General features: G+C 46.9%; 25 protein-coding genes and 3 pseudogenes. 9 read left to right on the forward strand and 19 right to left on the reverse strand.

Translation table 11 applies throughout. From position 1 onward, the window contains the following. Positions 1 to 12: 12 nt before the first annotated feature. The 3 genes from ACT8YW_RS07435 to ACT8YW_RS07445 all read left to right on the forward strand — a co-directional run bounded on the left by ACT8YW_RS07435 (position 13) and on the right by ACT8YW_RS07445 (position 1823). Positions 13 to 426: a hypothetical protein gene (locus ACT8YW_RS07435; protein ID WP_443615080.1), complete on the forward strand. Its 414-nt coding sequence runs from the start codon at positions 13 to 15 to the stop codon at positions 424 to 426. Positions 427 to 526: 100 nt separating this feature from the next. Beyond that, complete coding sequence (locus ACT8YW_RS07440; protein ID WP_444104520.1) at positions 527 to 1447, forward strand: ribonucleotide-diphosphate reductase subunit beta; 921 nt, start codon at positions 527 to 529, stop codon at positions 1445 to 1447. Between the two features lies 1 nt (position 1448). Then, positions 1449 to 1823 carry a hypothetical protein gene (locus ACT8YW_RS07445; protein ID WP_444104521.1) on the forward strand — a complete coding sequence of 125 codons (375 nt, stop codon included), beginning with the start codon at positions 1449 to 1451 and terminating at the stop codon, positions 1821 to 1823. A gap of 186 nt (positions 1824 to 2009) precedes the next feature. Here ACT8YW_RS07445 and ACT8YW_RS07450 read toward each other — a convergent pair whose 3' ends face one another. Beyond that, a complete protein-coding gene (locus ACT8YW_RS07450; protein ID WP_005643504.1) occupies positions 2010 to 2282 on the reverse strand; it encodes a hypothetical protein in 273 nt (90 codons plus the stop codon). 566 nt (positions 2283 to 2848) lie between these two features. Here ACT8YW_RS07450 and ACT8YW_RS07455 point away from each other — a divergent pair. The 6 genes from ACT8YW_RS07455 to ACT8YW_RS07480 are packed head-to-tail and all read left to right on the forward strand — an operon-like array spanning position 2849 to position 4965. After that, positions 2849 to 3112, forward strand: coding sequence for a hypothetical protein (locus ACT8YW_RS07455; RefSeq protein ID WP_005643506.1), 264 nt, complete (start codon positions 2849 to 2851; stop codon positions 3110 to 3112). A gap of 11 nt (positions 3113 to 3123) precedes the next feature. Next, positions 3124 to 3612 (forward strand): SLOG family protein, encoded by a 489-nt coding sequence (locus tag ACT8YW_RS07460; RefSeq protein WP_005643508.1) that lies wholly within the window; start codon positions 3124 to 3126, stop codon positions 3610 to 3612. Positions 3613 to 3618: 6 nt separating this feature from the next. Further along, positions 3619 to 3837, forward strand: a complete 219-nt coding sequence (locus ACT8YW_RS07465; protein ID WP_005643512.1) for a hypothetical protein — start codon at positions 3619 to 3621, stop codon at positions 3835 to 3837. Between the two features lie 18 nt (positions 3838 to 3855). Then, on the forward strand, positions 3856 to 4113 hold the full coding sequence (locus ACT8YW_RS07470) for a hypothetical protein (RefSeq protein WP_005643513.1): 258 nt from the start codon (positions 3856 to 3858) through the stop codon (positions 4111 to 4113). Between the two features lie 18 nt (positions 4114 to 4131). Then, on the forward strand, positions 4132 to 4719 hold the full coding sequence (locus tag ACT8YW_RS07475; RefSeq protein ID WP_444104522.1) for a hypothetical protein: 588 nt from the start codon (positions 4132 to 4134) through the stop codon (positions 4717 to 4719). A gap of 27 nt (positions 4720 to 4746) precedes the next feature. Further along, positions 4747 to 4965: a DUF3873 family protein gene (locus ACT8YW_RS07480; protein WP_005643517.1), complete on the forward strand. Its 219-nt coding sequence runs from the start codon at positions 4747 to 4749 to the stop codon at positions 4963 to 4965. Positions 4966 to 5027: 62 nt separating this feature from the next. Here the strand turns inward: ACT8YW_RS07480 and ACT8YW_RS07485 are convergent, their stop codons facing one another. The 18 genes and pseudogenes from ACT8YW_RS07485 to ACT8YW_RS07570 all read right to left on the reverse strand — a co-directional run. Further along, the gene (locus ACT8YW_RS07485) at positions 5028 to 5612 is read right to left on the reverse strand and encodes a tRNA (adenine-N(6)-)-methyltransferase (protein ID WP_444104523.1); all 585 of its coding nucleotides are present in this window, start codon (positions 5610 to 5612) and stop codon (positions 5028 to 5030) included. Further along, positions 5609 to 6055 carry a DUF3872 domain-containing protein gene (locus tag ACT8YW_RS07490; RefSeq protein ID WP_005643521.1) on the reverse strand — a complete coding sequence of 149 codons (447 nt, stop codon included), beginning with the start codon at positions 6053 to 6055 and terminating at the stop codon, positions 5609 to 5611. The genes ACT8YW_RS07485 and ACT8YW_RS07490 overlap by 4 nt, the downstream gene beginning before the upstream one ends. A 15-nt stretch (positions 6056 to 6070) precedes the next feature. Beyond that, entirely contained in the window at positions 6071 to 6655 is a 585-nt protein-coding gene (locus tag ACT8YW_RS07495; RefSeq protein WP_444104524.1) for a conjugal transfer protein TraO, read from the reverse strand. 1 nt (position 6656) lies between these two features. Beyond that, on the reverse strand, positions 6657 to 7676 hold the full coding sequence (gene traN / locus ACT8YW_RS07500) for a conjugative transposon protein TraN (protein WP_005643524.1): 1020 nt from the start codon (positions 7674 to 7676) through the stop codon (positions 6657 to 6659). A gap of 41 nt (positions 7677 to 7717) precedes the next feature. Beyond that, complete coding sequence (gene traM, locus ACT8YW_RS07505; RefSeq protein ID WP_444104525.1) at positions 7718 to 9046, reverse strand: conjugative transposon protein TraM; 1329 nt, start codon at positions 9044 to 9046, stop codon at positions 7718 to 7720. Beyond that, positions 8994 to 9320 (reverse strand): TraL conjugative transposon family protein, encoded by a 327-nt coding sequence (locus ACT8YW_RS07510; RefSeq protein WP_444104526.1) that lies wholly within the window; start codon positions 9318 to 9320, stop codon positions 8994 to 8996. Before ACT8YW_RS07510 ends, traM begins: the two co-directional genes overlap by 53 nt. 19 nt (positions 9321 to 9339) lie before the next feature. Continuing rightward, on the reverse strand, positions 9340 to 9963 hold the full coding sequence (gene traK / locus ACT8YW_RS07515; RefSeq protein WP_005643528.1) for a conjugative transposon protein TraK: 624 nt from the start codon (positions 9961 to 9963) through the stop codon (positions 9340 to 9342). A 24-nt stretch (positions 9964 to 9987) separates the two neighbouring features. Then, entirely contained in the window at positions 9988 to 10995 is a 1008-nt protein-coding gene (gene traJ / locus ACT8YW_RS07520) for a conjugative transposon protein TraJ (protein ID WP_444104527.1), read from the reverse strand. A 1-nt stretch (position 10996) separates the two neighbouring features. Then, on the reverse strand, positions 10997 to 11626 hold the full coding sequence (locus ACT8YW_RS07525; protein ID WP_444104528.1) for a DUF4141 domain-containing protein: 630 nt from the start codon (positions 11624 to 11626) through the stop codon (positions 10997 to 10999). Further along, positions 11623 to 12165, reverse strand: coding sequence for an MT-A70 family methyltransferase (locus ACT8YW_RS07530; RefSeq protein WP_444104529.1), 543 nt, complete (start codon positions 12163 to 12165; stop codon positions 11623 to 11625). Before ACT8YW_RS07530 ends, ACT8YW_RS07525 begins: the two co-directional genes overlap by 4 nt. A 43-nt stretch (positions 12166 to 12208) precedes the next feature. Next, the gene (locus ACT8YW_RS07535; protein WP_021936894.1) at positions 12209 to 12475 is read right to left on the reverse strand and encodes a DUF3876 domain-containing protein; all 267 of its coding nucleotides are present in this window, start codon (positions 12473 to 12475) and stop codon (positions 12209 to 12211) included. A 6-nt stretch (positions 12476 to 12481) separates the two neighbouring features. Further along, positions 12482 to 13078, reverse strand: a pseudogene (locus tag ACT8YW_RS07540) (TraG family conjugative transposon ATPase); the annotation flags it as partial. A 110-nt stretch (positions 13079 to 13188) separates the two neighbouring features. After that, positions 13189 to 15000 (reverse strand): reverse transcriptase domain-containing protein, encoded by a 1812-nt coding sequence (locus tag ACT8YW_RS07545; RefSeq protein ID WP_444104530.1) that lies wholly within the window; start codon positions 14998 to 15000, stop codon positions 13189 to 13191. A gap of 590 nt (positions 15001 to 15590) precedes the next feature. Then, positions 15591 to 16022: pseudogene (locus ACT8YW_RS07550) on the reverse strand (TraG/VirB4 family ATPase); the annotation flags it as partial. A gap of 110 nt (positions 16023 to 16132) precedes the next feature. Further along, the gene (locus tag ACT8YW_RS07555) at positions 16133 to 17938 is read right to left on the reverse strand and encodes a reverse transcriptase domain-containing protein (protein WP_444104531.1); all 1806 of its coding nucleotides are present in this window, start codon (positions 17936 to 17938) and stop codon (positions 16133 to 16135) included. A gap of 567 nt (positions 17939 to 18505) precedes the next feature. Next, positions 18506 to 19996 (reverse strand): annotated as a pseudogene (locus tag ACT8YW_RS07560) (TraG family conjugative transposon ATPase); the annotation flags it as partial. Then, positions 19981 to 20316, reverse strand: coding sequence for a DUF4133 domain-containing protein (locus ACT8YW_RS07565; protein ID WP_444104532.1), 336 nt, complete (start codon positions 20314 to 20316; stop codon positions 19981 to 19983). The gene ACT8YW_RS07565 and the pseudogene ACT8YW_RS07560, both read right to left, overlap by 16 nt. Positions 20317 to 20347: 31 nt before the next feature. Further along, on the reverse strand, positions 20348 to 20502 hold a 155-nt coding region (locus ACT8YW_RS07570), incomplete at its 5' end, for a DUF4134 family protein (RefSeq protein WP_444104534.1).

Below are 20502 nucleotides of genomic sequence, written 5' to 3' on the forward strand. Positions count from 1 at the left end.
AAACAACGCCTTATGGAAAATAGAGGATACATCACCATCACCGGTTTGGAAAACAAGGATGAACAACCCATCGTCAGTGTAAAGATAGAGAACGGCAACGTATGGATGACCAAGCACGAACTTTCCCGTCTGTTCGGAGTGTTCGTGCAGACAATAGACGCCAATGTGCGTTCCATCTTCAAATCCCGTCTGCTTTACGACGGCGATGTGACCATAACCGAGAAACAGGACAAAAGCATCGTTACCTATTATAATCTGGAAGCGATCATATTTCTCAGCTTCCGCATCAACACCTATTGCACAAAACTGTTCCGTGAATGGGTACTCAACTCCCTGTGCGAGTACAAACGCCTGCAAGAGAAAAAGCCCGAAGTCCTTGTCGTTTTCAATCCTGGCAGCAACCGGACAACCATTTCTTATAACTGATGTGCATAGAAGCCTGTAAATAGCGAGCCTTGCCCGAAAATCCGACGGGCAAGGCTTTTTTTCTCCTGAAAATCCTATCTTTACACCAAATAACAGTGTCATGATAGAAAACCTCACCATATCCGTATCCTTCAGCGAAGTGGAGGAAGCCCATGTCGGCAACTATTTCCGCCTTTCCGAAATGTCCGGCGAGTTTCTGATAATCCAGAAGCCCGACAATACCTTCTACTTCCTTTGTTCCAATGATTGTGACATCGTGGGCATCTGCCAATCCTTTGATTGGTATATTGTATCAAAAGACGCTTTTAATGACCGCCTGATAATCGGCATTGGTTTATCGGATAAAGAAAGCATCAACGGAGAACTCTATCGTGTACAGGATGAAACCACGCTCCTCCTTTGGCGTGACATACTCCGCTTTACTTTCGAGAGCGATTTCGTGCGTCAGTTCTTCCCGTACAACACCCACTTCAAAGGCAAGATGCGTATCGACGAAGCATTGTGTTTCTATATTCACGATTATTACCCGACCAGATGCAAGGACATATCGGCATCCGACAGAAAGACGAGTAATCTGGTATTTAGATTTAAGGAAGGACGACAAGCAGCCCTTGTCGCCAAGATTTTCTCGCTTTGCATCGCCCGGATGCCGTTCTTTAAAGAAAAAGCCGCCAACGCCGTGCTGATCCCCATACCGGCGGCAACCCGTGAACGGAATATCGCCCGCTTCGCCCGTTTTTGCAGCCTTCTCTCACATCGGCTGAAAGTCGTGGACGGTTTTCGTGCCACATGGATAAAAGAAGACCGTGAGCAAATGAAAGGAACTCACGGACAAGACAAGTTATCCAACTTGATCTTTCATCCCGATTATTTTAAAGACCGGGACGTATTTTTAATAGATGACATTATTTCTTCCGGTGAGAACTTCACGCAAATGAAACGCAAACTGATGCAACTCGGAGCAAAATCCGTTACCGGTTTGTTTTTAGGTAAAACAGTAAAGTCTGAAAATCAAAAGTAATATGGCAATCAAGAAATCCCAGATCGAAAAATGGATAGTCGCCCAAAAGAAACACCGGCTATCGGATACTCATGTACAAATGGCACGTGAACTTGGACTCAACCCCGACAAACTCGGCAAGATAGACAACCACCGGCAAGAGTCATGGAAAGCCCCCTTACCGGAATTTATAGAAGAGATCTTCTATAAACGTTTCAAAAAGGAACGTCCTGATATAGTCAAGCCCCTGAAACAAATACTTAAAGAACAGGAAATAAAGGATAAAGAAAAAAAGAAGGAAAAAGAAAAACGGCGTAAAGAGCATGAACAGGAACAGATGAATAACGGAACGGATGAAGTTCTTCCATTCCAATCCTCAACCCCGATAGCGGAATAAAAGCCGCATCATTATCGGTAGAAAGAACGTTTCCATTTCTCCGAAACCGGAGCGATCTTTCATCCATACAAAATCGCAGAGAAGTGTTGTACAAGCAAGCGTGATGAATCCCACATTGCCTGGTACAACACCTTTCTTTTTTCCCTTTTTGAAATAGGAAGGCTTTTATTTTTATCTGTATGTTTTTTACTCTCTGATTTCCTCAAAGGCAATATCTATCGCATCATAGTGGTCACCGTCATTAACGCTCAACGCAGCAACAAGGCTGTTCAATGTCCGAACTGCGTCCAAACGCTTTTCCGCATCACTTTCATCCAGATTACTCAAGACATCTATCGCACAGGTCAAATGGCCTCTCATCTCTTGCAGTGTAGATAAACTCTGAAGGGGCAACAGATAGAAAAGCCCATCTTCTGAAGACCGGACTATTCCTTTCAGGGGAGTCGATTGTAAATCCATAATAATAAGGTTATTATATTAAATTGACGTAACTCTGCCGGATACTACGTTCGAGGTATCGCCAAACACCCAGTGTAAAGTGAACCGACAGGTTACGTCAAAGTATAACCTACCCGGTTCATCTACCTTCACACTTTTGAAATTGGCGATTTCCGAACGTTGGTAAACGAACACATTACACGATGCTATTTGCATCGCTAACACAAAGGTAGAAATTTTTTCGTATTAATCACCGCTTTATGTATAAAGGATTTATAACACAACGATTCTAAGCAAAGTTTAAGGCTAACTTCCTTCGGGGTATTTCTCTCACTGTTTTCAGTAACCATCACTCCACATTTAAAGCAAAGGAACGAATTGAACTAACTTATTCAAGTGCAAAGGTACTTCGGGTTCTTAACGGAAAAACAAGGTCAAGCCGTTCCGGTTTTGAAAAAAATCTTCCCTGCGCCATAAATGGCACGAGGTATTTTTTCCAAAAACCTTGTTTTTCCTGAACCCTACCTTTTGACGCACATGAAATAAGTCAGCTCAACTCGTCAATGCATAAAAAAAATGTCGTGATTATGAAAACAGCAAGAGAAATACATAACGGAAATAAGAACAGGCTCAATCTGCCTCTGCATAAATTGTTTGGCTGGTCGGTTCGGCTCATTCTTTCAGGCTTCTGTTGGAGTCTGTACGGTGGCAGTCTTTGGGCGTGGTTTATCGGTCTGTCGCTCGTAAAAGAACTGATAACGGACGTGATCCGCTTCGCATGGGGTTGTCTGGTTTCCATTCTTTCCTTTGCTGTCGTAGTCGGGATTATCATTTGGTTATTAATACTTTAATGCACACAGTTATGACAATGGATATTACAAAATCAGTAGCGTTCACCGGACACCGGTCAGAGCGTATCCTCCAAGTCCGTATGCTGTATCTTTATCTGGATATAGTTTCGCAAGTGAGAAGGTTGTATAGTCTGGGCTATCGCTACTTTCTAAGCGGAATGGCGGAAGGCTTTGATTTGCTTGCAGCCCAAGCGGTAGCCAACCTCAAAACGGAATACACGGATATTCGGCTCATTGCCGTTGTGCCGTTCCGCCGACAGTCAGACAGATACCGCCCGGAGAACAAGTCCTTATACGACCGGATAATGAAAACTGCCGATGAAACGGTCATTCTCCGGGAAGATTACTGCAAAGGGTGCTTCCATCATAGGAACGACTACCTGATTGACAACTCCGAGATTGTCCTGGCCTATTGGGACAAGCAGCCCTATGGCGGTACTTATTATACCGTAGGAAAAGCACGGATGATGAACAAAAACATTATAAACCTTTACAAATAAAGCCTTATGAAACGATATAGCAGAACTGTCGCACAACAGTGCAGATATTACGAGGTAAACAACATTTTCGAGTATATGGTGGAAACCTACCTGAACGGCAACATCACCACTTTTGGAGAACTTTACCGGGAATTGTGTAAAGAGGCGAGAAAAGATTTTATCGACTTTCTTCTCAGTGAGGTAGAGCCGATATACTGGAGAGAGATTTTAAAGATGACTGTCTAATGAATAAATCAGAAAAATATGAACGTAACATTTGAAACCGTAATTTGTGCATGGGATGAAAAAATCCCTGCACTCCTTATCCGACTGGTAAACACCCTTCTCTTTTGCCGGACGGAAGAGGAACTCCGCCAATCCATTGACAAACTTCGGGAAACGACCGAACTGGACGAGTTTTTCACCTACGGCTATGGCTCACACCATTTCTGGTGCAACCAGCGCATTTCCAAAGGAAGCGTGCAGTTCATCCAAAGCCGGTTATTCATTGCGACATTTTAACCCTTAATACATAATGACATGAAACCAATATCCCAAATGACACGAGAAGAGAAATTGCAGGAGATTGTAGAATACAGTCCTTGCAGGGTGGAGCGCAGCGCAGTCCTCCGTTACTTATTGGCGGTACGCCGCAATGACACGGCACAAATCGCTTATTTCGAGAGTTTCGGCAAGAGTGTACGGCATATCATACTCAATGTACGCACATATGAAAGGGGGCTGATTTTCGGCTATGTAGGCAAGCGGTTCAATGAATACGGTTGGATAAATGGCATGTTGCCGATAATAGAGGAAATCAAGTTAGACACCTTCAACACGATCCATATCGGGCAATCCGTTGACGGGACGTATGCGGTAGCCATCGACTGGTGTACCGGCACAGCCGGAGGCGGTAGCCACCCGTCCGTTTGGGATGAACCTGTCAGAGATTATAAGGAAGCTGTCCGGCAAGGAATCCTTCTGTTGGAGCGACAATACGACAAAGCGGAACGTTGGTCTGTTTCCGACAGAAGCAATTACAACCCGAAGGTTATCCGCAGTCTGAAAGGAAAACTGTTGGATCTCAAGCGGAAATACACACAGCCCCGACAGTTAAATCTGTTTTAATATTCACGAACTATAAAATCATAAGTTATGGCAACAAAAATGAACGAGAACGGAGTTTCAACCTGCAAAGCGGGTGAGAAATATGAAAAATTCCAAATGACCGTAGGACGGAAAAGGCGCACGTTTTACCATTATGATTACAGGGATACGGCAGACAACGAACTTTTCTCCTGTGTGAAGCCCACATTGGAAGAGTGCAGGCGACAATGCAACAAGTGGCTTAAAAAGAAAGAGGACAAGAAATAATACAGGAACAAGTTCCCCTTACCGATTTCCATTCCGGTAAGGGGAGCTATCTTATTAGGTTTTCATTCAGATTCTCCACCCAATGTTGGTGCAGGTAGCATATCAACATATTTCTTCATATCATCGGCCATCCGGCTCTCTTCATATTTGGAACGACTCAGACTCTCAAACACGATCTGTCTTGGAAGGACTTTCCAACAGAAATAGCTTGATCCGAAATAAGCGGCGTTCTTTTCCGTAAACTGGATACGTTTGTTGAACAACAACATCTGCATCTCCTTTTCCCGGAACAAGTGAACCAGTGCACTGCTGTTCAGCCAAAGATTGGAAAGCAGTAACGCAAACGGCTTGCCGAGTGCAAGGCAGCGTTCCACAACCTTCTGTTTGATACTGAACGGAGGATTGGAAACAATTAGATCCCACTCTTCCGGCTCGTAAACGAAGAAGTCCTCACCGGTAAGGATATGGGAGTGAACCACTCTGATACCGGCGGCTTTCAGCGCAAGCACGTACTCACTATGCTCTGTATCAAACGGACACCAGACTATTTTATTTCCGGGTATATATTTGATTATAGGAGCCACCGCATAAGCCGGAGTGTACTGCTCGTCGCTGCTTTTTTTCGAGGTATATCCGGCATAAATCATTCGGTATCCTCCTTTTCATCTTCCGCTTCATTATTAAAGGCAAAAGACTTTTGCACAACCTGACCGAAGGAATCAAGGATGTAAATGTCTATTTTCTGCTGGTCTGTGCCAAGTGACTTGTAATAGAGCCTGAACGTTTCTTCCGGTAACGGATACAGGTCGTTCGGCAACAACACCGTACCGTTCTCCATGCGAAGCTCCCCTTTGCCTGTCGGTTGGAAGTACCTGATGAAGTATTTGGTGTCCTGATACTCGCCGCTTCTTACAAGCTGACAACGGATTTCCGCTTCCTCACCCTTTATGATTGTCGTCTGCACCGGCAAGGTCGCCAGATCAAACTCATACATCTGCTGAACCTCCAATTTGTCAGAACAGGCGGTCATACATAACAAGGCTACCAGCATACAACCTGCTATAATCATGCTTTCAATCATCTTTTTCATTCTATTATTGTTTTATCAATTCAAAATAATTTTCAATCCCACCCCGAACTGGAAATGAAAGTGTCCGCTGTCATTTCCCCAGAGGCAACGCTCACGGGCATGGAACAGCAATACCACCTGGTTGGCAAGGTAGGTTTCTATCTCCAGCGATACCGCACCGCCATAGACAAACGCATCTCCGGCACACAAGCGTGAGCCATCGAACAGCGTGCCTGTACCCCAATTCACGGTTTCATATCCCGCCAACACCGAACCGCCGGCATAGCAGAGAAACACCTTGTTGGCATCCGAAAGGAAATTATAATAATAGCCGCCTTCCGCAGTGAATTGGGAAACCGGGACACGTATGTCCTTGTATGGATAATACTTCTGAAGATACTCGCCACCGAATACCCACTTATGGCAGCCGTTCACATATCTGTCCATTCCCATCCCGGAATGGTAACCCAGCTCGTTACGTTTGTCCGCAGTGTGAAAGCCGTCCGTCATGCCGGCGGTAATACGCAGCCCTTTTGTACCGGGCAGGCAACGTTGGGCATGTGCCTTGTCCGTCAGGACAAAGCACAAAAGTATACATATAATAACAGATACCCTTTTCATACTATTTCACCTTCAGTTCGTTAATGACTCTGGCACGGATCAGCTCGGCGTTGGTCAGAATAAACCGCTGATGCCTTCCCCCGTTCTGCTCGTTCATCTCGACAACCAGCTGCTTGTCATCCGGAAGGGTGAATTTGGGCAGGGTAAATACCGTCCGTTCCTTGCTCTTTCCGTCAACCGCCGTCACATAGTTGAAGGCACGAAGCGGCACGATAACCTGTTCCTGAATGGCGGTACGTTTTGCAACCTTTTTGTCCACCACCTTAAAAGTGACGAAGTCAACGGAGAACGGCACGTTGGAAGCGTTTTTCAGTTCCGTATGGAAATAAAGCAGACCGTTGTGCGTATAAATCCCCTTCAGGATATACTGGATACCGAAGCGCTTGCAGCCGATATGTTTCACCAGACGTTTGTTGTTGTCATAGACGGACTTCATGATCAGCCGTACCAGCAGCGGGGACTCGCTGCCGAGTTCCGTAAGGTAGATTTCCTGCGAGTTGTTCGGCCGGTTCACCGCCTCGCCATCATGGATGAAGTCTTTCATCTCGATATTCAGCTTGGCCGGCTCGTCCGCATACTTCACGTTGAATGTATAATAGCTGCCGTCATCCGTGATCACCGCCAGATTCGTTTCACGGGAGAAGTCCCTCAACGCCGCTTTCACCCGAAGCACGTTCTCCGAACCGTCCGCTTTGCCGGCAAGAATGTCAGCCGATCCCAGATCCACATACTTGATAGCAGCCGGGAAGATAAGGTGTACAGTTTTATTGAATGTCACCTCCAAGGCGTATGGAGGAACCATCCGGTCGAATGTCACCGGACGTGTCAGCCCGTCAAACAAATCACCGGTGGACGGGCTGCGTCTTGCGTCCTCCTTATCCGGCAGCGGCGTGGTTTCCGTTTCTCCGGAATCCGCCGTTTCTTCCGTGTCATTTCCCGTCTTTTCCACTTTCACGGTCTTTTGTGCATACGCACCGGTCATACCAATGGCAAAAGCCATCATTAAAATTACTTTTTTCATGCTTGTTGTTTTTTCTTGATTGATAAATTGATTTTAACCGTTTATTGTCTTGACACGAGCAATAGCTCGTAATCCGCCTTCAAAGTCGCCTTGGCAGTCCTGAACTTTGTGGAAAGGTATTGCGATGCGCCCTGTATCACCCCTTTGCCCAAGTCCGCAGCCAGCTGTGCGCCGGCATTGGTGGAGATATTGATGCTGCTTCCCATTGCCGAACCCATGTTGGCCGCCATCTCCTTGACGGCGGTAAGCTCCTGCGATCCCCTGACCTCAATGCCCTTCATGCCCCTCGTGTCATAAGCGTCCAGTTCCACCGGCAGGATTGTTCCCTGAAAGGCGACCGAGGAAACGGTGATTTCCATACGTTCACCGCTGATTTTCACCGTGCCGGTCAGTATCGTGTTGGCGGGTATGTACAACTCCCCGGCCTGCACCGGCTCCAGCAGGCGGAGTCCCACCTCCTGACCGTCGCTTCCCGAAACCGTTACCGTCCTGTACACGCAGGCACGGATACCGTTCCTTTCCGTACGGCTCCGGACTGTCCCCACCGTGTGGAAACCCATGTTTCTGGGTTTGCCGTACTGTCTGGCAAACTCTTCATCGGACAGGGGTGCGGCCAGCAGGCTGACCACCCGTTCCGTTACCTGCGTAACCGGACAGACCGGCGTTTTACCCGTAGAGGGGGACACGGCGACCTGTTTGGCTTCGCCACCGCCGCCCGGCATGTACCTTGCCGCCATCTCGTAGGACTTCTCCATCAGCCGCAGTTGTTCCTCACCGTTTTCCCTGGCCTTGCGCTCTTCCTCCGCCTGACGCTCCAGCTCCTGAATACGCCATTCCAGTTCCAGCGTTTTCTGGTCATCTTCCGCAGGCCGTGTTTCATAAAAACTGCCCAACTGCCGGTTGATGTCCTGATAGGCATTGGCCGAGGAACGGATAGACGGACTGCCGTTGTCCGTGTCCTCTTCTGTCAGGAATACCTCGTCCGCCACCGGCTCTTCCTGTTCCAGCGATACCGCCAGATCCTGGAGCGTGTTCATTTTCTCCTTTTGTTTCTTTTCAAAGGCACTTTGTTCGTAGGCGGTCTTTTTATCCGACAGCAGCCCCTTATCCTCCGGCATCGGGACATCCACGTTGAATCCCTCCCTTAATGGCTCGTCGCTGTCCGAAGGAGCGAATATCAGCCACATCGCTCCCAGAAACACGAGAAAGAACAACGGATACACGAGCATCTTCTTTCGTTTGAGCATCTCTTCCGGAGTCAGAGGTCTGGCCTCTTTCTTCCCCTGTTTCGGCTTTTGCCCTTTCTCTTCTGCCTTTTCAGGCGTTGCAGCGTTCGCCGGTTGCCGTTCCTGATTTTTTAGGTTTTCCATAATCCACCTGGTTTTTAATGTTTATACTATCCTTGTTTATCCCCCTGTACAGTTCCATCCGCCTGATATGCTCCATTTGCAACTGCTCCCCCTCATGCCTGCCGATGCGGTATATCAAAGATACCGTCATGTATATCGACAGACAGCCGAAGCCGGTGAGCATGGCCACCACGCAGACGAGCCGTACATCGGGCGACATCCGTCCGCACAGATAGCGGAGTCCGTCGTCTATCCTGTCAGGCACGTACCTGATCCATTTTTTCAATCGGTTCATTTCCTGTCTTTTTTTTAAGTTATCGTTCAACGGTTCTCAAATCCCTGTTTTCCACGATATTGAACTGCTCCATCGTGAAGCCGTGCGGGTTATTGTCCGACCTGACCGAGTTCAACAGCCGGCAACGGGTTACAAGACTCCGCTCCGTGATGTTGCTCGCCCTGACGAGCGACTGCCGTGCGTAAGTCGTCACCACATACGGGTAGCTGTTGAAGTCGCACGCCACGCTGTCCACCCGGATGCTCTGGTTGATATTGGCCGAGATTATACGGTTGTAATATCCCTTTTCCTCCCAGTCCTTGTAGTAGCGGAACGCACTCTCATCGCACAGGAACAACGCCCTGCGGATATTCGACTCGATAGCCGCCTTGTCGGGCGACAAGGTGAAAAACAGCTCGTGGAAACGCCGGATATGTTCTTTTGCCTCCACCGGCCTGTTCTGCGAAAGGTCTTGGGAAAGAGCAAGTATCAGGGACTTCCCATTGTCCAGCACATAGATTTTCTCCCTCTGCCGTTCGGCGAACCGGTAGGAACTCCAGAGAGCATAGCCGGTAACCAGAGCACAGAGCGAAACGAACACGATACCCATCGTGCGGATTTGCCGGAAGCTCGTTTCTATATTCTTCAAACTCTTAAATTCCATATGTTTCTAAGATTTTATATTGGATTATCTGCCTCTTAACTTGCCGGCCACGTGACCGACGGCAGCGCCGGTAACGGCGGCAGCCGCACGTCCGCCCTTCAATGACCACGAGTTGACCTGCTTGCCGTAGTTGCCGGCTCCCGATGCCTGAATCACCCATGTGGATACTGTCGGAATGGTGAAATACCCCACAATGGCTATCAGCATGAAGATGATGTAAGCGGAATTGTTCACGTCGGGCACATAGGCGGGATCGCTCAGTGCGGCGATGTCCTTTTCGATCATCAGCACCTGAATCCTTGCCAGCACGGAACTGAACAGGTCGGATATGGGCAGCCACAGATAGATGCTGATATACTGGCAAATCCATTGGATCATCGTATTGTGGAAGCCGTCGTACACCGATATGGCGAACGACAGGGGCCCCAGAATGCTCAACACGATCAGGAAGAAGGTTCTCAGCGTGTCCAGTACCAGCGAAACCGACTGGAACAGCAGCTCCAGAAAGCTGCGGAAGAAATTGCTCACGCCCTGCCTGGCCTGGTATTTGAAGCGTTCCGCCGCCATGCCCGCCATCGCTTTCAAGTCCGAAGGCGACCATCCCAGATCCTCGATCTGGCGTTCATATTCCTCGTTATCGACCAGATACGCCGTTTCCGGATTCCTTGTCATCGCCTCGTATTCCAGCTTCTGCCGCTTCTCGGAATACTCCCGTATGTTCAGCGTCTGGCCTTCCATTATATCGTGGCAGCCGGTAACCACAGGACTCATGATGCCGTTGAGAGTTCCTAGAACGAATGTGGGGAAGAACATGATGCACGCACCCAGACAAAAAGGTCTGAAGAGCGGGTAAATGTCAATCGGCTCGGCTCTCGAAAGAGCCTGCCACACCCGTGAGGCCACATAGAACAGCGCATCCAGTGCGGCCACTCCGGTAGCCACACCCGTGATGTCCGAACAGAGCGGCATCATCTCGTCATAAAGGTTGCGCAACACTTCGTGAAGGTTGCCGAAAGTTTCCTCGCCCGTCATGTCACCAGTATTTTTGATTGTCCGTTCCGTACAAGTCCAGCACCCTTCGGGTATCGTTCTTCTTTTTCGCACGCAGGTAAGAGATGCCGATGTTCCGGTTCGTGTAATACCTGACCAGATTGCGTTGGTTTCTTACGTCACGGTACACACGGTCGATCACGTCCATGCGCTCCTTGTCCGTCATGGAAAGGCTGGTGGAGGTCACGACCGTCTTCATCTCGTTCAGCATACCGCTGCTCTCTTCCAGCATCTTCGCATATCCGGAAGCGATCGCCGAAAGCTCGTCCGGCGTATAGTTCCCGTCCGTCAGCATTTTCTGGAAGGAGTTCACATAGATGTCCGATATTTCACCGACCAGAAGAACGGTCTGCTGCACCTTGCGGGCATCCTTCACCAGATTGTTGACCGCTTTCAAGGCGTCGTAATAACGCTTCCCCTGTTCGTAGATCTTGACTGTTTCCTGAAAATTCTTCACCATATTTTCTGCCGTCGTCGTGGTCTGTACCACATTGCGGGTTGTATTCACGATGCTTTGTGCAAGGTTCGAGGGATCGAACGTCACCCATTGCGCTTTCGCCATACCTGTCCCCAACAGGAACAGGCAGCATACAATCATCATTTTTGCTCTCATAAATTCTTATTTGTTTTAATATTGAAATGATTTACTTGATCACCGTACTGGAGCCATCCTTTCCGGTACTCCCTTGAAAAGACATCCATTTTTCTGTGCACAGGATACAGTGCCTCTATCATCCGATAGCTCACTTCCGGCTTGCGGCTGTGTTCCCTGCCTTTTTCCGTCAGCACGGTAGTGAACCTGCCCCTCTCGCTACGGGCTATCGGCAGGAGCTTTTCCTTGTAAAACCATAGCAGGTATTCATGCGCAAACCTGACGGTAAAAGCCGGAGCCACCCCGTTCAGCTTGTTCCACACCACCCTGCAATGGCGTCTGTATCCACGTTTGGACATTTCCGCCTCGCATTCGGACAAATATCGCTCTGTCGTCCACATGAATATACAATGGTTACTTTCTGCAAGCGGAAAAATATCCCTCTCCAGGAGGCCGAAAATGCCGGGTACGGAAATCGTTTCATAATCAAGCTCACGCCCTTGATGCTTCCGTATCTTACGGAGTCCCCCCTTGCGTTGTTCCCACGGGGCATCAATCACGAATATTTCTATTTTTTCCATTGTTTACCTTATCCGTTAATAATTATTCCGCACGTACATAGATCCCTTCGGTAGCCAGCACCAGCCGGTCTTCCTCCCGGTCATAAGCGAGCTGCACCCTTCCCAGCAGGTCTGCCCAGATGATGCCGCCGCTTTGGTGGATCGTGCCGACCACCACCGCATCAAGGTGATAGGTCAGGGCAATCTTGTATGCGCCACCGTCACGGAATACGGTAACGGGCGGCGACTTGCGGTTGCTTTTCCACTCCCCGCATATCCAGTAGAGCGGAAACAGGGTTTCATACTCCATAGGCATTTACGGTATTTCATTGTTTGGATTTCGTTTCTTTTCCGCAAGCCTCTTGATAGCCAGCTCGATATTGCCGTCCAGCTGTTTCGCCAGTTGTTCCACTTCCACCTTCTCGCTCTCTTCGGTCGTGTAGCACAAATATTCTTCGGGCGATACCTCCGTGGCGTACACCGTTGACTGCACGCCCCCCAATCCGAACCAGACCTCCTTGTATTTGCGCTTCGGATCGTTGGACATGTTCACCGACAGGATCTGCGCCTTTTCCTTGTCCGTCAGTCCCAGCAGGGACTGTATCTGCGAGAACTTGTTAAGGTACTTCCGCTGGTCAAGCAGGATCTTGCAGTCGCTGTTGTTCACAATGGACTCCTTTACGACAGGCGAGGAAATGATGTCATCGACTTCCTGTGTCACGACAACCGCCTCTCCGTAAAATTTGCGGACAGTCTTGAAAAGATAGCGGATGTAGTCCGCCATCCCTTCCTTGGCGATAGCCTTCCACGCTTCCTCTATGATGATCATCTTGCGCACCCCTTTCAGACGGCGCATCTTGTTGATAAACAGCTCCATGATGATGATAGTCGTTACCGGGAAAAGAATGGGGTGGTGTAGGCTAAGCACCCAACGCCTTTCCATATTACTATGGTAGGTTTTCAAATGCTCGCCCCCGAACCGGACTTACACCTTTCAGCGTATCCGGCTCTCCATTAATTCCGTCAGTCCATCCAACCGCCATCCACTTTCTTATGGCAACTCCGACAAAGTGCGATAGTCTTGCGTTTCCGTGCAATCATGTGTTTTTCCCAATCCTCTTTCCCTTTCAGATTTTTGAGCTTTCTAACATGGTGCATGTCCAGCTTGACATTTTCTTTGCCACACAGTTCACATCTACATGCCTTTAGACGAGCTACAAGGCTTGTCGGTGTAAAATAATAGCGTTCGGGCATTTTGTCGTAACATTGCGCATAGTCCTGTTTCTTGCGTTTGAAACCATCATGATAAAATTGACGTGCCAAAGTTTTCCCCTTGTTATTCTTGTAGTACACTGTAAATACTTTATCTTTCTTGTACTTTTTACAGATTTTCACGACCGTGCTTTTGTATTTAGCCGCGAAAGTCTTATACATGCTATACTCCATGATGTACTTAAAAGAGTGAAGTGTATGACAATTATTTGCAAGTGAATAATAATTGTAAAAACCTCTTATTTCCGAATTGTACCTTTCCAAGATTTCCAAATCATCGTTATTGATGAGATAGGTACGGTGTTTGGAATTATACTGTTCTTTCCCATTATGCACATTGATTTGCAGTGCGTCATAGTCCAACAGTTTCTTCCGTACCGTTTCAAGGGGCATCTTCAGATAAATCTTATTGTTATAAGGTCTCGTCAGTTTGCCAGCCTTGTTCCTCTTGGTCTGTGTAGATTTTCGGACATAGATTTCATATCCGAGAAACTTTGCCGATTTTCTTCCGTGTGTGATAAGAGTTTTCTCTTCCGAAAGTTCAAGGGCGAGCTTTTCTTGCAAGAATACTTTGATGTCTTGTTTGATAGCTTCCGCCTCTGCTTTCGTCCCTATCACAGCGCAGAGAAAATCATCAGCATAACGTACATATTTCAGTCGTCTGAAATTCTCGTCCATGTCCACGCCACAAGGAATAGCCGCTCTTCCTTTGTCATAGGCTTTTATTTCCTTGACTATGGATTTGCGTTGTTCCTTGTCCTTTATCTTTTCAAGTTTCAGCACTGCCAGCCTTTTCCCATACTCAAATTTGATACGTTCGGGATTGTCTGCCCGTTCTTTACCCTTATCAAAGCGTTGGATATATTCATGTACATAGCGGTCTAATTGGTCAAGGTATATGTTTGCCAGCATAGGGCTGATAATTCCACCTTGCGGAGTACCGCTGTATGTTTTATGGTACGTCCAATCTTCGAGATACCCTGCATTTAGAAACTTGCGGATTAATCTCAGGAAACGTTCATCGGAGATGCGTTTTTCCAAAATGGAAATCATTACACCATGGTCAATGTTGTCAAAGAAACCTTTGATGTCTCCCTCAATAAACCAGCGTGCTCCGTTAAATGTCCGTTGGATTTGTCGCAAAGCCGTATGGCAGCTCCGTTTAGGTCTGAACCCATGTGAGTTCATGTCGAAACTACCCTCGTAAATTGCTTCCAAAATCATTCTGACCACCTCTTGCAGAAGTTTATCATTGAATGCAGGTATTCCCAAAGGGCGTTTCTTCCCATTTTTCTTGGGAATATATACCCTCCTTGACGGTATTGGCTGATATGACTCGTCTTTTAACGAACTTATCAGTTTTTCAATGCGTGATATACTCATGCGGTCAATGGTCTTATTGTCCGCACCTTTGGTCATGTTGCCTTCCTTTGCGTATATACGCTGGTAGGCAACGTAGTACATCTGTTCATTGAACAGCAGGCGGTAAAGCCTCTCAAATTTGTAGTCTGGTTGTTTGCTGTGCTTTGCCAGACTGTTTAATACTCTTTCTGAATTTCTCATAATGTCTCGCACATTTTTCATTAATTGTATTAAAAGAATTAACTGCCTCCCTTTGCCATGTACAGGGCGTTACCCTGCTCGGACTACTACGGAGGCTCCGTTGCCATGTCGGATATTCAAAGGTCTGCACCTTATAGCCTTTTTATTGGCATTCCGATTTAGGCAATCCCCGTTTGCTTGCGTAATAACTGCCGCTTGACAGATTGTCGGATATGACTTTCGTCCTTTTCTGCTTATTGCAGATGCGTCGTGACAAGTACATGCTACATCCTCCTCAAAGACTGGAAGACGAGTGTCACGATACAACGAGTATGAATTTCCCTCTTCGGGATAATTCAAATAGCTACCTTACGTTGCAGGTACAACAAGATACCGCTTGGACTATCATTCAATCAGTATAGACTTTATCCTTTATCTGTCTTTTCATCCTACCATTCAGTCGCAGTTTGGTAACTAACTGACTTATGGCTTTTCCTGCATGCTACACTCCCCATCGTCTTTCGTTGAATGGATAAGCAGGTGGATGATAGGTCATTTCAATGTACACTTACCTAATCCCTTGCTAATGGGATTGTTACTTACGCAGCCTTGACGGGCGCACCTTTGATCTGATCGATTTCGAATACGATAAACCGCTTGCCGAGCAGGTCGAGCTGCTTGTCCGAGTTAAGCAGGAAATCATATTCTCCGCCACGGTAATAAGGCTCCAGCACGTTCAGGAAACCCGCAAGGTCGAAATCCTTTTCCCGAACTTCCTTCTCTTCCAGTATCCTCCGGTAGTCCGTTTTCACGAACTCGTAGAAAGTGTTGAACGAGGGAACGACATTCTCATCCTCCTTGATGCGCCTGATATACAGGGCCACCGCATTGGACAGCGCCACTTCTTCCGAACGTGTCGCCGGTTCGTTGTCCTTTTTCCAGAGTGTGAGGATCAGTGTCTTGATACTCTCTCGTTTCTCAATGTCGAAAACCTTATCATCCGTGAAAAAAGGGTTGAACGCTATCGGGCTTTCGTCCGTATGTAGGCTAAGCACCCAACGCCTTGTCATATTTCTATGATAGGTTTTCGTGTACTCGCCCCCGAACCGTACGTACACGTCTCCGCGTATACGGCTCTCCATTAAAGAGTCAGTCATATCTTTCCAGCGTGAACTTTTAAGTGACAACTTCGACATAAGGCAATGGTTTTTCTCTGCCTTGCAATCATCATTTTATCCAAGAACTTCTTACCATCCAAATCTTTTAATTTTCGGATATGATGCATCTCTAAATTTTCGGTTGCTCCACAATTCTCACATATCGTAGCTTTTAGCCTGTCTATCAGACTTGTGCCTGTAATGTAATTTATTGTGATAATGTCATCAAGTTGTTCACTTACAATTGGTTTACACCTTTTGAAGCTTTTGTTGTAAAAGGTTTGAGCTTTCGTTTCTCCCTTTTTATTCGTATAATGAATAGTAAACAATTTGTTCTTCTTATATTTACGAAGAATCTTTTTTACGCTGGTTCTATATTTACCGGCGAAAGTCTTATACATACTATATTCCATTATGTACTTAAAAGAGTTCAATAGAGCACTGTTGTTTGCAATAGCGTAATAATTGTGGAATCCTTGTATTTGATAATTATATATTTTAAGAATTTCCAAATCATCATTATTGATTAATCTTCCTCTTTCTCTTGGTTTCCATATTTCTTTCCCATTGGGACATTTTATCTCTAAAACTCCTAGTTCAATGAGTTTTTTCTTAATGGTGTCCATTGAGATATGAAGTCGCACTTTCTTGTTGTACACCCTGCTTAGTCTGCCCAAAGTGTCACGTCGGGCTAGGTTGGATTTGTTTATAAAAATCTCATAACCAAGAAATTTTGCTTTCTTTTCGGTATGTGTGATGAGAGTCTTTTCATCTGAAAGCTCCAACTTCAATTTAGATGCAAGAAAATTCTTTATATCTTCTTTGATTCGTTTGCTATCTTCTTTGCTGCCAATGACACCTACAAGGAAATCATCAGCGTATCTCTCATACTGGATTCTTTTAAAACTATCGTCCATTTCGTCATCACTGGCTATACTGTGACGTGCTTTGTCAATAATTTTAATTTGTTTTACAATATCAGCTCTTGCATTTTTGTCTTTCACAATTTCTAAGCTTCTCATAGCCCTCATTTTCTGTTTTTCTAACTGAACTCTCACTTTGTTCGGCTTATGCTTCCTCCCTTTATTGAATTTTTGAGCATATTCCATCATAAACTTATCAAGCTTGTCTAGATATATATTAGCCAGTATGGGGCTAATAATTCCACCTTGAGGTGTTCCGCTGTAAGTATTGTGAAATGTCCAATTTTCAATGTAACCTGCATTTAGAAATTTCCTTATCAATCGGATGAAACGTTCATCTGAGATTCTTTCTTTGAGTATGCCAATCAGTATCTCATGATTGATGTTATCAAAGAAACCTTTAATGTCTCCTTCGATGAACCATTTTGCACCAGTGAATCTCTTTTGAATCTGTGTTAATGCAGTATGGCAGCTACGTTTTGGTCTGAACCCATGTGAACAATTTTCAAATTGTCCTTCATAAATTGCTTCCAAAATCATCCGTAATACTTCTTGTACTAATTTATCATCAAAAGATGGTATTCCTAAAGGGCGCATTTTCCCGTTTTTCTTTGGTATACATACCCTTTTTGCAGGTTTTGGTTTGTACGCTTCCGTACGCAACGAGTCAATTAGGTCGGTTATCCGTGTTAGGCTCATACCATCTATTGTTTTTCCGTCAGACCCTTTCGTCATATTACCCTCTTTCGCATAAATGCGTTGATAGGCAACGTAGAACATCTCTTCGTTAAACAGTATTCGGTATAACCTTTCATACTTGTAATCGACTTGCGGACTATGTTTTGATAGACCGTTTAATACGTTTACTGAATTTCTCATAATGTCTCTCACATTTTTCTTTAATTGTATTAAACCTTTAACTGCTTCCCTTCGCTATGTACAAGATATTACCTTGCTCGAACTACTATGGAAGCTCCGTTACCGTGTCGGATATTCAGAGGCTGGAACCTCATAGCCTTACAACCGGCTTTCCGATTTAGGTGATCCCCGTTTGTGATATAATAACTTAGCTTGATAGATTGTCGGATATGGTTTCCACCCTTTACCACTTACTGTGGTTGTGCTATGATAATTTCCTGCTTACATTGTTCACCTACACCAGTGTAAGTATCATAGTATGGTGAGTATAGCTATCACTAACACCAAAGTCTCTACAGCGACCACTTGGATTGCCATTCAATCAATCAGGATTTTATCCTTATATCTATCTTTTCATCTCGCCATTCAGTCCCAGACTTGATAGCCGTCCAGCTAATGGTTTTTCCGATATGCTACACTCCCCACCGTCTTTCGTTGGTGGATAAATCGGATGATGATAGGCTGTTGGAAAACTCGCCTAACGTCTTGCTATTGACATATTTATTATATCGCCTTGACGGGCGCACAAGTGAAATAGATGCCGTCTTTGCCGCCGGTCTTCTGGTGTATCAGCGAGCAAAGCCCCTGATAGCTGTTCCCCGTGTCGATCAATACCACGTGCGTGCCCTGTTCATAATACTGCCTCGCCAAATGATTCATGAAGAATGACTTGCCGCTCCCGGAGCCGCCCAATACGAATTTGTTGCGGTTGGTGGTCACGCCACGCTTCATCGGCAGGTCGGAAATGTCCACGTGCAGCGGTTTCCCGCTGATACGGTCTGACATCTTCAGTCCGAAAGGTGAAACGGAGCTGCGGTAGTTCGTTTCCTCCACCCAGAAGCAGAGAGCCTGTTCGATGAACGTGTAGAAGCTCTCCTCTGCCGGGAAGTCAGCGCCGTTCCCCGGCATCGCCGCCCAGTACAGCGTGGCGGCGTCCACCGTATTATGGCGTGGCTTGCACTCCATCATGGCGATCTGGCTGCCCACGTCATTGCGCATGTTCTTCACCTCCATCGGGTTGTCCGTCCATGCGATGACGTTGCAGTGGGCACGTACCGAGGTAAGCCCGAACGAGTGTGCGTCATTCAGGTACAGGTCGATCCACTCCTTGTTGATCTGATTGCTCCGTGAGTACTTCGAGAGCGACTGCATGTTGCGTGCGCTCTTCTCAAAACGTTGCAGGTTCTCGCCGCTGTCATCCAGAAAGATATACTGGTTGTACAGGTGGTTGCACGAGAGCAGCAGGCCTACCGGACTGGCGAATGACAGCTTGCAGTCGCTTTTGTCCGTTGACAGCCTTTCATACCGGCAGTCCGTACCCACCTTGTTGGGCAACGCATCCAGTTCCGAGAGCGTATGCACCGAAACGTGCTTGTCGCCGACACGCAGGCCGTCATCTCCGAGTTCGATGTCTTCCAGCGCAGTGGTATTTTCCATTGACAGACAGAAATATTTCTCCACCAGTCCGGCCTTATCCTCCGTGCCGGTAATCTCATCACCGCCGAGCCGTCTTAGGCGCACCAGCCCCGTATCGTTCACGATACGGGCGAATTGTCCCACCGTATCCAGAAAATGGGCGGTGGTATCCTTGTCCACCTCCTTGGGGATGATGAATCCCCTGCACAGCGAAGAGAAGTTGCTCTGCATCCTCATGCGCTCTTTCGTCGTCTTGGTCAGGTACAGATAGCATTTATGGTTCAGGAAAGGACGCTCGTTGAAGTGCATCTCGTAGCTTCGGGAAAGGAAACTTAGATTCTCCTTGTCCGTCTGGCTGCGGTAATCCTCCCGGATAAACCAGTCCTGCTTATGTACCACCGTATAATTGGGCAACACCTTGATTGCCTTTGCCCATGCCGCATGGATAGCCTCGTATTCAGCTGCCGTCACCGTGAAGAGTTCGGGCAGATCCACCTCAAAGACGGCGGTGATGTCCGCATCTTTGGAAATGATACAGTCCGCTTCGACGGCGAGAAGCGGGAACTTGCTTTCCAATGTGGCGGCCTTTAGTGTGTTCCGCATACATTCTTCTTTTTAATCGTGAATAATTTTCGGGGACTGATCCGGTTGATCAGGTAGCGGGGGTGCTGTTTTCTGGCCAGCAGTTTCATCAGCCCGTGTTCTCCGAACTTGCCGTTCAGGTGGAATGTCAGCCAGACCAGTGCGGATGCGGAGGTTACACCGAAAGCGATGCAGATCCATTGGCCGACACCGGCCATATAGAGAATGACAAACAGCACGAACAGAGCCAGCAGTCCGCCGGCGAAAATAAAAAGGTATTGCGCCTTGAGTCCCTTGAACTCCGCACTCTCGCCGATCCCCTTGTTCAGTTCATAGTCCATATACATTATTATATATAGGCGAATATGTCCCTTAGAGGAAGAACGAACGCAGGATAGTGGCGGCGACAATCAGAAAGATGCACGCACCGAACCAGGAGGATGCCACTTTGCTCACATCCGGATCGCCGGAACTGTCGAGTAGGTCAGCTCCCTTGCGGGAGCTTTCCCCTCTAAGAACCGTACGTG

The sequence above is a fragment of the Bacteroides sp. genome (assembly GCF_052357945.1).
In the GTDB taxonomy this organism is placed as follows: Bacteria; Bacteroidota; Bacteroidia; order Bacteroidales; family Bacteroidaceae; genus Bacteroides.